Source organism: Actinoplanes sp. NPDC021490, from assembly GCF_055562135.1.
Genome location: NZ_JBVHFW010000013.1, coordinates 33,355 through 45,522, shown reverse-complemented (window position 1 = coordinate 45,522; position 12,168 = coordinate 33,355). Strand labels below are relative to the sequence as shown.

Below are 12,168 nucleotides of genomic sequence, written 5' to 3'. Positions count from 1 at the left end.
GGGAGAATCCTCAATCTAGAAACTTGCACAGCCCGGCGTGTCGCGCCAGACGACCCCAAAGCATGAGATCGCACGTGGTGTGACTCTCAAATCCGTCGATATAGGCCGGGTTGATGCCGGCGGGCACGATCGCAGCGGTACCCTGCCGTACCGGATTTCATCCGGGTCTGGACCCTGGGGAGGGCAAGATCTTGAACATGCGGCGCTTGCTGATCGGCGTCGTGGTGGCTTCGGTCCTGTCCACGATCCTGACCGTCTCCTGGGTGGCGCTCGGATCGCTGCGATCGGCCACGCCGTCGCCGCAGGCGTCCGCCCAGGCCGCGCCGGCGATCACGAGCGCGGGCCCGGTGAGCTTTGGCCCGGAATGGTCGACCGCCTGGGCCGCCGCGCCCGCGGCGGGAAACTTCCAGCGCCCGCTCGGCTACACGGTCCGCAACATCGTGCACACCACGATCGGCGGCCCGCAGGTGCGCGTCCGGCTGAGCAACCGTTTCGGCGTCGCGCCGGTGCGTTTCGGCCACGTCACCGCCGGGCTCTCGGCCCACTCCGGCGGCCGCCGCGACGGCACCAGCAACCCCTCCGACGGTACGGCGGTGCAGGGCACCCTGCGCGATGTGACGTTCGGCGGCCGGGGCGACGTGACCGTGCCGGTCGGCGGCGATGTGCTCAGCGACGCGCTGTCGCTCGAGATCCCGCCCGACGCCGACGTGCTGGTCACGGTGTGGACCCCGGTCAAACCGGCCGCGGCGACCTTCCACCCCGACGCCAAGCAGTTGTCGTTCGTCAGCCCCGGCACCCTCGACCACGCGGGCGACCTCGCCGCCACCGCCTTCACGCGGGGCGCCACGGCCTGGTTCTACGTCTCGGCCCTCGAGGTGACCGGCGCCCCCGGCACGATCGTCGCCCTGGGCGATTCGATCACCAACGGCGCCGAGTCGACGGCCGGACTGAACCGGCGCTGGCCCGATCTGCTCGCGGCCCGGCTCGTGGCCAACGGCGCCCCCGCCTACGGCGTGGCCAACGAGGGGCTCTCCGGCAACCGCATCCTGCTCGACGCGCAATATCCGCGCTACCGCGTCACCTCGACGGCCGGTCGCTCGGCGCAGGCCCGGTTCGCCGAGGACGTGCTCGAACGCGCGGGCGCCCGCACACTGATCGTCTTCGCCGGCATCAACGACATCATGCAGCCGCCGCGGCAGACCGACCCGGCCCACGTCACCGCCGGGCTGACCCACCTGGCCACCCGGGCCCGCGCCCAGGGCATGCGGGTGATCGTCTGCACGATCACCCCGTGGAAGGGGTGGACCACCTACACCCCGGCGCTCGACCAGGTGCGGCTGCGGGTCAACACGTGGATCCGCAACGGCGGCGACGGCGCCTTCGACGCGGTGGCCGACTTCGACCAGGCGCTACGCGACCCGGCCGACCCGCTGCGGGTCAACCCGCAGTTCGACGGCGGCGACCACCTGCACCCGAACGACGCCGGCATGCTGGCCCTGGCCACCGCCGTGCCGCTCGACAAGCTGTAGGCCCTCGGCCGGGGTGGCCCCGGTCAGCGCATGACCGCGACGGCGACCGCGGCGACGACGGTGAAGCCCAGAAAGGCTTGCAGCAGCAGCGCCGGACCCAGATGCGACCACATCGTCGGGATGCGCGGGGTGAGCGGCTGCATGGTGGTCAGGTTGACCAGGCTGACCAGCCGCACCGGCAGGGTGCGGTCCTTCTGGTCGACCGTGCGCAGCTGCACGAGGTCACCGCGGTGCAGGGCCGACTGGGGTAACTGCCCGTGCATCTCGACCTCGTAGGTCTGACCCAGGTCGTCGCGCACCCGCACCGGCGTCACGAGGAACTCGGGCCCTTTCTTCAGCTCCTTGAAACTGCGGCGTCCCGGCTTCATCCGCAGCATCGCGGCCAGCAGCTGGATCACGCTCGCGGCCAGGAAGACGGCCATGAGCAGCGGCTGGCCGATCCGGACCTCACGCGTGTACGAGGTCTGGAAGCCGGCGAACCGCCCGGTGATGATGGGTCCGACGTGCCGGAGGATCTGCTCGCGGTGCAGGTCGACATCATCCATGCGAATCACCTCCTGAGGGGTTCTCACATAGTACGGAGAGTTATCTCCTAGGCACCGTGAGTGAATATGGGAGAACCGTAAAGGCCGCGCCGACCTGCGGAGACCGGTTTGCCGGTTCTTCGCACCGTGCACGTCTGCCACCCCTGTAGCCGGATTGCGGAAAAGCGCGCGAACCGGCACCAATCGGCGGTGAACTTGTTTCGTGTTCGGCGAGGCGCCGAACACGCGCGAACGGGGGGCGCTGACGTGGCACCGATCAAGGCATTCGTGGATCCGGAGAGCGTCCTGGCCCGGACCGCCCGCGAGATGCTTGTCGCGCACGCCGGAGGCCGCGGCCCTGAGGACGGCGTGACGGACTGCCCCGCCTGCGGCCAGCCCCTGCCTTGCGCCGCCGGCCGCGCCGCCGCCGAGGTCGTGGTAGCCGCCGGGCTGGCCGAGGAATCCGGTCTGGTCGCGGCGTCGCGACAGGGCCTGGGGGAGCCGTACGGCGAACCGGGATCGGGCTTCGACTACAACGGCTCGGGCCTGGCCGCCGCCGCGGGCCTGTCCCCGTCCGCCCTCGGCGGCCCCGCCCTGAACGTGCCCGGCCTCGCCAGCCCCTGGTCCGGATCACCGATAATCACGGGAGCGCCCGGCTCGACCACGGACTTCCGGTCCGGCCTCGGCTTCGGGGCGGAGCCGGCTACCGCTTTCGGGTCCGCTGATGATCTCGGCCCGGTGCCCGAGGCCTTGCCCTTCCCGACCGAGTTCGGCTCGCCCGTCGCGTCCGGTTCGCCGATCGTCTTCGGGGCGCCGATCGATGTGCCGGCCGAGGACGAGCCGGCCCGATCCGAATATCGCCCCCGGCGGGCCCAGCGCGAGACCGACGACAGCCCGGCCACCGGCGCCGGCTACCGGGACACGCTGCACGGCGGCCCGGTAGGAATTTCGTTCTCGGCCGGCTCCGTCGCGGCCCACCAGGCGCCGCCGGACCCGCGGCCCAGCGACCCGACCAACAAGATCGGCCGACATGGCACGGCCGACGCGCCGAGCGGCCCGCGTCTGGCGCTGAGCTTCACCGGTATTGACCCGACCCTGGACGCGGAACTCAGCCCGGGCGGCTCGACCCTGGACCCGGGCCTCAGCGTGGGCGGCCCAACCCTGGACGCGGGGCTCAGCCTGGGCGGCCCAACTCTGGACCCGGGCCTCACCGTGGGCGGCTCGTCTGCGGAACAGGGCCGCCAGGATCCAGCCGGCAGCTTGTCCGCGGACGGACCCCGTTCCGGCCCGGGCGACCCGGACGTGGAAGGGTCGCGCCGGAACCCGGACGGCAGCAACGGCAGCCTGGCCGCGGAGAACCCTCCTTCTGGTCTGAGCGGCATCAGCCGGACCCTGGACGAGTCGCGTCCCGATCCGGGCTTGAGCGGGATCAGCGGGACCCTGGGCGAGTCGGGTCCTGGTTCGGGCTTGAGCGGGATCAGCGGGACCCTGGGCGAGTCGGGTCTTGGCTCGGGCTTGAGTGGCATCAGCCGGATCCCGGACGAGTCGCGTCCCGATTCCGGTCTGAGCGGCCTCAACCGAACCGCGGGTGAGTCTGGCTTCGGGGGCACCACCCGCCCGGACGAGCCTCGCTTCGACCCGAACCCGGACAGCGCCACCTCGGAACCTTCCCCAGAGCTCAGCGACGCGGGCAAACCCCGGCTCACCACCGAAGCGGCTCACCTCGGCGGGGGAGCAGAGCACATCTCGCCCGCAGAACCCGGCGCCCCCAACAAGCCGCACCTCCCGCCAGGATGGCACCAGAACCGGCCGCTGGACGCACCGAAATTCATGCCGGCCCGTCCCGTGACCAGGGCCAACGGCGTCAACGGCGTACCCGGGGCGCCGGGTCGGCCTCAGTCGGCCGGTCCGGCCGCCGCGAGCCCCGCGCCGCAGCAGCCGACGGCCCTCAACCGGCCGCCCCAGGCCCCCGCCGCGCTCAACCAGCCGCCGCAGCCGCCGCCCGCACTCAACCCACCGGAGCCCCCGGCCGCATTCGGCCGGCCGCCCGCCGCTCAGCCGCCGGCCGGCCCGCACCGGAACGCCGGAAACGAGCCCGCCGCCCCGCAGCCTCCGGGTTTGGGCGCGCAGCAACCTCCCGGCCCCGGCGGCCCGAACGCGCAGCAGCCTGGCAGCGGGCCGACCGCGTCCGGCCTCGCGGCACCGCACCCCGCCGCCGGGCCGACCGCCAACCCGTCCGGCAGCATGGCGCCCTCCGCCGGCAACGAGCCGTCCGGCCTTCCCGGCCTGCGCGGTGGCAACGAGCCATCCGCGCCTCAGCCGCCGTCCGCGACGCCCACCGCCAACGAGCCGTCCGGCCTGCCCGCGGGTCAGCCGCCGTCCGGCCTGGGTCAGGCCCCCGGCTACGCCGCCCAGCCAACGGCCGCCTCGGCCGCGGCCGCCGCTTCAACGCTGCCGTCCGGCCAGGAGCCGTCCGGCCTGCCCGGCCGTCCAGCCACCGACCGCCCCGGCTCGCCGGCCACGGATCGTCCCGGCCAGCCCGCCGGCCAGGAGGCGCACGGCGCGACGTCCCCGCACAACGCCGCCCCCCAGGCCCCCGGCGCGAGCGGCCTCCCCAACGGCTCGTCCCACTTCGGCCCGGCCGGCTCCGAACTGAACGGCGCTCCCCGTGCCGCCACCAACCCTTCGGGTCCGGGCAACCGCCCCCCGGCCTCCGCCCTGACCCCGGCCGAGCCCGAAAAGCCCGGCCCGTCCATGCTCGGCCCTCGCCCGCCGCGGCCTAAGCTACAAGCGCCCAACATGGGTCAGCTCAACAAACCGATCGCCGACGACCCGCCGGATCAGCCCCAACGGTGACATCCGGCGAGTTTGTTTGAGCACCGGTTACCAGGGGCAGTAGCGTCCCTATGGGCCACGCAGTCCACACGCGTGGCCCCGGAGCCGGCGTTGTCGAGGGGAGAGATCGATGTCCGAGGAGCAACCGGTTCTTTCTCCGGTGGAAGCGCTCGACCGGGCGGCCGCCCCGGTCACCGAGGGAGGACTGGAAGACCTCGACGCTGCTGCGCTGGCCTTTTCCGAGCGCATCGCCGTCGCCTCGGGACCCGAGCGGGCCGCCCTGCGTGACGCCCTGATCGGGGTGTGCCTGCCGTTCGCGGGACGCCTGGCCCGGCGCTACCGTGGTCGCGGCGAGTCCTTCGAAGACATCGAGCAGGTCGCGCGGCTCGGCCTGGTCAAGGCGATCGACCGCTACGACCCGGGGCGCGGGTCGTTCACGGCGTACGCGGTCATCACCATCTCGGGCGAGATCAAGCGGCACTTCCGCGACAAGACGTGGGGGGTGCACGTGCCGCGCCGGGTGCAGGATCTCAGCCTCGAGGTCGGGCACGCCACCCTGGCCCTGACGAGCATCCTTTCCCGTACGCCGACCGCCGCCGAGATCGCCGACCGGCTCGGCCTGCCGCTGGAGTCCGTACGGGAGGCTCAGGAGTCCGCCGCCGGTTATTCGCCGTCCTCGCTGAACGCCCCGCTCGGCGGCGGCGACGACGGCGCGGAGTTCGGCGACCTGCTCGGCGGGGTCGACGCCGACCTCGACCTGGTCGACGACCGGGTCACTGTGGCCGACCTGCTGATGCGGCTGCCCGCCCGGGAACGCCGGATGCTGGCGCTGCGCTTCTACGGCAACCGCACCCAGGCCGAGATCGCCGACGAGCTGGGCATTTCGCAGATGCATGTGTCGCGGCTGCTCACCCGGGCCCTGTCCTGGCTGCGCGAGGCGATGCTGAGCGACGTCCCGCCGCGCTGGGAGGGTGTCGAGACCCGTCCCGAGCGGCATCCGGTCGAGGTCGAGGCGGTGCACGACGGCGACGCGGTCGTGGCCCGGGTGCGCGGCGAGGTCGACCGCGACACCGCCGAGCGCCTGCGGCTGGGTTTGCGCCGCGCGATCTCCCTGGGCGGCCGGAAGCGCGTGGTGATCGACCTGTCCGCCGTGCCGCTGCTCGACGCGGCCGGCATCGCGGTGCTGGTCGACGCCGCTTCGGCCGCCGCCGTGGCCGAGGTCGCGCTGACCGTTACCGGCGCCCAGCCTTATGTGGCCGGGATCCTCAAGGTCACGGGCCTGGCCCGGCTGGTGGAGTAGCTCTCAGGCTGCACGGCGCAGGGAAGCCCACACCACTTTGCCGTCCTCGGACGGCACGCAACCCCAGGCGTGGGCCGTCGCGTCGATGAGAATCAGACCGCGGCCCCGCCCGAATTCGGGTGGGGGACCGACCGGCGGCCGCACCTCGACCGGCGATCCGTCCCGCACGGCGATCTGCAGGTAGCGCTGCCGCAGGGACAGCCGGAGCGTCATCATCGTGTGCGCGTGGTCGACGACGTTGCTGACCAGCTCGTTGGCGAGCAGGCCGGCCGGGCCGAGCAGGTGGGGCAGGTCCCAGCGCAGGCACGCGTCGGTGGCCATGTCCCGGGCGTACCGGACGGCTCCGGAGACCGGAAGCAGCTCGTCGCTGAAGGACGGTATCGAGGCGGGCCCACCGGCGGCCAGGCGGGTGCGGGCCGCGTCGAGGCTGTCGACCACGTTGAGCTGCCGGAACGCGTACCCGTTGAGGAGCTCGCGGGTGGCCGGCGAGGGGGCGCAGAGCATTATCGCCGTGCCCGGCCAGCGAGCGGCCTGAGCGTTCATGGCGGTGAACACGGACAGCGCGAGGGGCTCGGCCACCTCGAGCGCCGGCAGATCGAGCAGCAGGGCGTCCGGCTGCTCGGCGAGAGACTTCAGGATGTGGAGACGCAGACTCGACACCTCGGGCATGCCGAGCATGCCGGTCACCGTCGCGACCAGATGCCGGCCGTCGAACTCGGCTGCGTACGCGATCGTCATCTCCCCGCCTTTCCGAGTACTGACGTCGGCGGGCTTACCCCCGGTCACGAACCGCAAACGGGGGGGTCAGCCGGGTTCGGTTGCCTCAGTCTCCATCACAATGATGGCACCGTCGGTCTGGTTGCCGCCTTTGGGCCGTCGCAGCGGGGTGCAGGCGACCCTGACGGAGATGGATCGGCCGCGCCGGTTGACCGCGTCGACCTTGAGTTCCACGCTGTTCGCCTCTGTGCCCAGGGCTGAGCGCAGGATCGGCTGCAGCCGCCCGATGGGCAGCCCGATGTCGAGGTTGAGAAAGTGCTGGCCGATGACCTCGCTGGAACGCAGGCCCCACAGGTCCTCGGCGCGGCGGTTCCACATGCGGACGCGCAGGTCGGGGTCGACGACCGCGACGCCGGCTTCCATGCTGGTCAGCACGGTCTCGAGGAAGTCGTTCGCCTCGTCCAGCTGGGCGCTCGAGACGCGCAGCTGGTCGTTGATGCTCTGCAGCTCGTCGTTGGTGGACTGGAGCTCCTCGTTCATCGTCTCCAGTTCCTCGTTGGTCGACTGGAGCTCCTCGTTGGTGGTCTCCAGCTCCTCGACCGTGGACTGCAGTTCCTCGTTGGTGGTCTCCAGTTCCTCGTTGGTCGACTGCAGTTCCTCGTAGGCCGACTCGAGCTGCTGGTTGGCCAGCTCCAGTTCGTCCTTGAGCTGCCGGGCCGCCGTCACGTCGCGGAAGACCACGTTGACCCCGAGCAGGCTGCCGCCGGCCCCGGTGAGCGGGCTGATCTGCACCTCGAAGCTGACCTGGTCCATTCCGCGCTGGAAGTCGACGTCCGGGACCCGCAGCGTGCGTCGTTCGAGCTGGGCCTGCTCGATGTAGCGGCGCAGCTCGACCGGCCGGTAGGACAGGTCGAGGTCGCGGAACGGGCGGCCGATGTCGCGCGACGACACCCCGAAGATCTTCTCAAGCTGCCGGTTGGTCAGGGCGACCTGACCGTCGGCGGTGACAGTGAGCTGGGCCAGCGGGCTCGCCGCGAACGCCTCGTCGCGAAGCTCGTCGAGGCCTGTTCCCGACATGCCGGACACGGGCGGAGGGTCGGCGAAGGCGACACCCGGCCGGGCGTACAACCTGGGCACCCGCCGGAACACGCGGCGTTTGAGGTCGATCGGCGTGAAGAGGCTGCCGTGGCTGAGCAGCATCTCGGCCTTGCCGAGGAAGAGCACGCCCTCGTCGCGCAGGGCGAAGTGGAACCGGCCGAGGATCTTGGCCTGTGTTTCGGCGTTGAAGTACATCAGCGTGTTGCGGCAGGTCAGCAGGTCTATCCGGGAGATCGGCGCGTCCTGCACCAGATCGTTGCGGCCGAAGATGACCGACCGGCGCAGGTCCTTGCGGAACACGTGCCGGCCATTGACCACCTCGAAGTAGCGCTCGGCGATCTCGGGCGGGACGGCTTCCATCTCGCGTTCCCCGTACGTCGCCTGGCGCGCGTCGTTGAGCTGTTCCTCGTCGACGTCGGTGGCGTAGATCTTCACCCGGTCCTTGAACGCCTCGATCCCGAGCAGCTCGGCCAGCACGATTGCAAGCGTGTAGGCCTCTTCGCCCGAGGCGCAGCCGGCGCACCAGACGCGGATGGCCGAGTCGGCCGGCTTGTCTGTCAGCAGCGGGCCCAGCACGTCCTTGACGAGATAGTCCCAGGCGTCGGGGTCGCGGAAGAAGCCGGTGACGTTGATCAGCACCGTGTTGAACAGCGCGGTGAACTCGTCCGGGTGGACCTGCAGATGGTCCGCGTACGACTGATAGCCCGTCACGCCGATCTGACTCATCCGCCGGTCGACCCGCCGTACGAGACTGGATCGCTTGTAACCCGTGAAGTCGAAGCCGCGCGACTCCTTCAGGTAGACGAGCAGCGCTTCGAAATCAGGGTCGGCTGGATGCACAGGCAGACGCTACCGCACCTCACCGCGCGCGCCCGCCCGCAGCGTGTGCGCGTTCTAAAGCGCGTTCTAAAGAGAGCCCGCCCGCATCCGGGTCCAGACGACCTTGCCGTCGGTCACCGGGAGCACACCCCAGGCGTCGGTCAGGTCCCGTACGAGCCGCAGCCCGCGCCCGCCCGGGTCGGACAGCCCGGCGTCGGTCGGCTTCGGCATCCGGCGGCTGCGGTCGCGCACGGTCATGCCCAGCCGGTCGCCGCTGAGCGGGCGGAGGGTGAATTCCATGCTGGTGCGTGCGTGCCGCACCACGTTGGCGACGAGCTCGGTGGCGATCAGCGTCGCGGTCGCCGCCACGTCGGCGCGCTGCCACGCCCCGCAGGCCTGGGTGACCAGATGACGCACCTGGCGGCAGGCGTCGGGCACGGGTCGCATGCGTACCCGGATCCGGGGCGGGACGGTCTGGGCGCGGGCGGCGGCGAGGGCGGCCGAGAAGTCGCCGGCGAAATCGAGGCCCGCGCACTCCGGGGCGGAGGAGATCATCGCCGTGGTGCGGGGGTCGGCGCCGCAGAGCACGACCGGCACGTCGGGCCACTCGAAGGCCTGGCAGACGATGGCGCTGAGGGCGGCCAGACCCACCGGGTCGCCGATCCGCAGCGCGGCCACGTCGAGGAGCAGCACCGTCGGCTGGTCGGCCAGGCGCAACCGCACCGCCTGCTGGAGTGCGTCGCCGGTGACCTGATCGAGGGTGCCGCGCACGCGCAGCGCGGCGACCGGAAACCCCCGTTCCGGCCGGCACACGAGCTGACTCGGCACCCTGCCTCCCCCTCATTACCTGAACCTGCGGGATCGACATGCCCGGGAGGAGGTATCCGCAAACGGAAGGTCGTCACCAAGCTCTCAGCAAAATGAAGTACCGTTGCCCGCCATGGGTGTGTCGCAGCGGCTGAAGAGCCGGTTTCGCAAGTTCTTGCAGCGTCCGGGCACAACGGTCGACCTCGCGCCGTTCTCGAAACGTCTGCCGGCCATCGACGCTCGTGAAGAGGCGTTGCGTGAGCTCGACGACGAGGCGCTGACCGCTGCCGCCCAGGAGGCCTCCGACTTCACCGAGCTCTGCGCGATCGGCCGCGAGGCCGCGTGGCGGACTCTCGAGCAGCGTCCGTACGACGTTCAGCTGCTCGGCGCCATGGCCCTGCTCTCCGGCAAGGTCGCCGAGATGGCCACCGGTGAGGGCAAGACGCTGACCGCCACCATCGCCGCCTACGGGCACGTCCGCCTCGGCCACGGCCCGGTCCACGTGCTGACCGTCAACGACTACCTGGCTCGTCGTGACGCCGAGTGGATGTCGCCGGTCTACAAGCTTCTCGGCCTCAGCGTCGCCTGGGTCACCGAGGCGTCCACCCACTCCGAGCGCCGCGAGGCCTACCTGGCCGACGTCACCTATGTCTCGGTCAGCGAGGCCGGCTTCGACTACCTGCGCGATCAGCTGGTCACCGATGTGGAGGACCGGGTGCAGCGCGAGCTGGCCACGGCGATCGTCGACGAGGCCGACTCGATCCTGATCGACGAGGCCCGCGTGCCGATGGTGCTGGCCGGCAGCACCGCCACCGAGAGCGACCCGGTGCACGAGTCGGCCAGTCTGGTGCGCGAGCTCAAGGCGGGCAAGGACTACGAGGTGGCCGAGGACGGCCGCAGCGTGGCCTTCACCGACTCCGGCCTCAAGAAGGTCGAGGAGGAACTGGGCGGCATCGACCTGTACGCCGACGACCAGGTCCAGCACCTGTCCGCGGTCAACGTGGCGCTGCACGCGCACGCCCTGCTGCGCCGCGACGTCGACTACATCGTGCGCAACGGCAGCGTCGAGCTGATCGACGAGATGCGCGGCCGGGTCGCCCAGCGCCGCCGCTGGCCCGACGGCCTGCAGGCCGCGGTCGAGGCGAAGGAGGGCCTGAGCGCCACCGCCGAGGGCGAGGTCCTCAACACGGTCACCGTGCAGGCCTACATCGCGCTCTACAAGACGGTCTGCGGCATGACCGCCACCGCGGTGCACGTCGGCGAGCAGCTCCGGGAGTACTTCAAGCTCGAGGTCGCGGTCATCCCGTCCAACGCCGAGAACATCCGCGACGACGAGCCCGACCGCATCTACTCCGCGCATGAGACCCGCGACGAGGCCCTGGTCGAAGAGATCAAGCTGGCCCACGAGAAGGGCCGTCCGGTGCTGGTCGGCACGCTCGACGTCAAAGCGTCCGAGCTGCTGGCCAAGCAACTGGCCGCGGTGGGTGTGCCGGCCAACGTGCTGAACGCCAAGAACGACGCCGAGGAGGCGGGCATCATCGCCGAGGCGGGCGCGAAGGGCGCCGTCACCGTCTCGACCCAGATGGCCGGCCGCGGCGTCGACATCCGCCTCGGCGGCAGCGACGAGTCCGACCGCGACGAGGTCGTCGAGCTGGGCGGCCTCTACGTCATCGGCGCCGGCCGGCACGACAGCCGCCGCGTCGACGACCAGCTGCGTGGCCGGGCCGGGCGGCAGGGCGACCCCGGCGGCTCGGTCTTCTTCGTCAGCCTCGAGGACGAGCTGGTCACCCGGCACGCGGGCGACATCCTGCCCGCCTCGCCGCGGATGGACATGGACGGTGTCGTCCACGACGACCAGGTCGAATACGCGGTCGAGCACGCCCAGCGCGTCGCCGAGGGCGTCAACCACGAGATCCACCGCAACACCTGGCGTTACAGCGTCGTCATCGAGCAGCAGCGGGTGGCCCTGGCCGAGCGCCGCGAGCGCCTGCTCACCTCCGAGGTCGCGGCGATCATGCTGCTCGAGCGCTCGCCCGAGAAGGCCAAGGAGACCGACGAGGACGTCCTCTCCGACGCCGCCCGGGCCATCGCGCTCTATCACCTCGACCGGCTCTGGGTCGACCACCTGGCCGAGCTGAGCGAGGTGCGTGAGGGTGTGCACCTGCGCGCCCTGGGCAAGCTCGACCCGCTCGACGAGTTCCACCGGGCGGCCGTGCCGGCCTTCCAGAAGCTTCTGCTCGACGTCGAGGCCCGCACCATCGAGGCCTTCGAGGAGGTCGACCTCAGCGACGGCTGGGAGCCCGAGCGCGCCGAGATCGTGCGGCCCAGCGCCACGTGGACGTACCTGGTGCACGACAACCCGTTCGGGTCCGAGCTCGACCGGCTGATCGCGGCAGTGGGTCGCCGGCTCACCTCCGGCGGCAACGACTAAATACAAGTTCGAAGAACCCGGGCGTTCCCGATGGGAGCGGCCGGGTTTCTTTTTGCACTGGCAACGAAGAATGGATGACGGAGTGTGTGTCGTCCGTCTCAGGATCTG

8 protein-coding genes are annotated in these 12,168 nt (G+C 71.3%); 4 read left to right on the top strand and 4 right to left on the bottom strand.

Annotated features, from left to right (window positions below):
* The first annotated feature begins 197 nt into the window (after positions 1-197).
* Entirely contained in the window at positions 198-1,529 is a 1,332-nt protein-coding gene (locus ACZ3I4_RS30215) for an SGNH/GDSL hydrolase family protein (RefSeq protein WP_465385427.1), read from the top strand.
* 23 nt (positions 1,530-1,552) lie between these two features.
* On the opposite strand, the gene ACZ3I4_RS30210 is transcribed toward ACZ3I4_RS30215, so the two are convergent.
* Positions 1,553-2,074, bottom strand: coding sequence for a hypothetical protein (locus tag ACZ3I4_RS30210; RefSeq protein WP_465385426.1), 522 nt, complete (start codon positions 2,072-2,074; stop codon positions 1,553-1,555).
* 246 nt (positions 2,075-2,320) lie between these two features.
* Here ACZ3I4_RS30210 and ACZ3I4_RS30205 point away from each other — a divergent pair, with 246 nt between their 5' ends.
* Entirely contained in the window at positions 2,321-4,909 is a 2,589-nt protein-coding gene (locus tag ACZ3I4_RS30205) for a hypothetical protein (protein WP_465385425.1), read from the top strand.
* Between the two features lie 109 nt (positions 4,910-5,018).
* Complete coding sequence (locus ACZ3I4_RS30200) at positions 5,019-6,188, top strand: SigB/SigF/SigG family RNA polymerase sigma factor (protein ID WP_465385424.1); 1,170 nt, start codon at positions 5,019-5,021, stop codon at positions 6,186-6,188.
* 3 nt (positions 6,189-6,191) lie between these two features.
* On the opposite strand, the gene ACZ3I4_RS30195 is transcribed toward ACZ3I4_RS30200, so the two are convergent.
* The 3 genes from ACZ3I4_RS30195 to ACZ3I4_RS30185 form a co-directional block, all read right to left on the bottom strand.
* Positions 6,192-6,926 (bottom strand): ATP-binding protein, encoded by a 735-nt coding sequence (locus ACZ3I4_RS30195; protein WP_465385423.1) that lies wholly within the window; start codon positions 6,924-6,926, stop codon positions 6,192-6,194.
* A gap of 66 nt (positions 6,927-6,992) precedes the next feature.
* Positions 6,993-8,843 (bottom strand): CheR family methyltransferase, encoded by a 1,851-nt coding sequence (locus ACZ3I4_RS30190; protein WP_465385422.1) that lies wholly within the window; start codon positions 8,841-8,843, stop codon positions 6,993-6,995.
* A 66-nt stretch (positions 8,844-8,909) separates the two neighbouring features.
* Positions 8,910-9,650 (bottom strand): ATP-binding protein, encoded by a 741-nt coding sequence (locus tag ACZ3I4_RS30185; protein WP_465385421.1) that lies wholly within the window; start codon positions 9,648-9,650, stop codon positions 8,910-8,912.
* A 112-nt stretch (positions 9,651-9,762) separates the two neighbouring features.
* Between ACZ3I4_RS30185 and secA2 the strand changes: the two genes are divergently transcribed.
* Positions 9,763-12,060: an accessory Sec system translocase SecA2 gene (gene secA2 / locus ACZ3I4_RS30180; protein WP_465385420.1), complete on the top strand. Its 2,298-nt coding sequence runs from the start codon at positions 9,763-9,765 to the stop codon at positions 12,058-12,060.
* The last annotated feature ends 108 nt before the right edge of the window (positions 12,061-12,168 follow it).

Bases quoted from the DNA above. Each gene is read 5' to 3' on its own strand.
- ACZ3I4_RS30215 (WP_465385427.1), top strand. From the start codon at position 198: ATGCGGCGCTTGCTGATCGGCGTCGTGGTGGCTTCGGTCCTGTCCACG.
- ACZ3I4_RS30210 (WP_465385426.1), bottom strand. From the start codon at position 2,074: ATGGATGATGTCGACCTGCACCGCGAGCAGATCCTCCGGCACGTCGGA.
- ACZ3I4_RS30200 (WP_465385424.1), top strand. From the start codon at position 5,019: ATGTCCGAGGAGCAACCGGTTCTTTCTCCGGTGGAAGCGCTCGACCGG.
- ACZ3I4_RS30195 (WP_465385423.1), bottom strand. From the start codon at position 6,926: ATGACGATCGCGTACGCAGCCGAGTTCGACGGCCGGCATCTGGTCGCG.
- secA2 (WP_465385420.1), top strand. From the start codon at position 9,763: ATGGGTGTGTCGCAGCGGCTGAAGAGCCGGTTTCGCAAGTTCTTGCAG.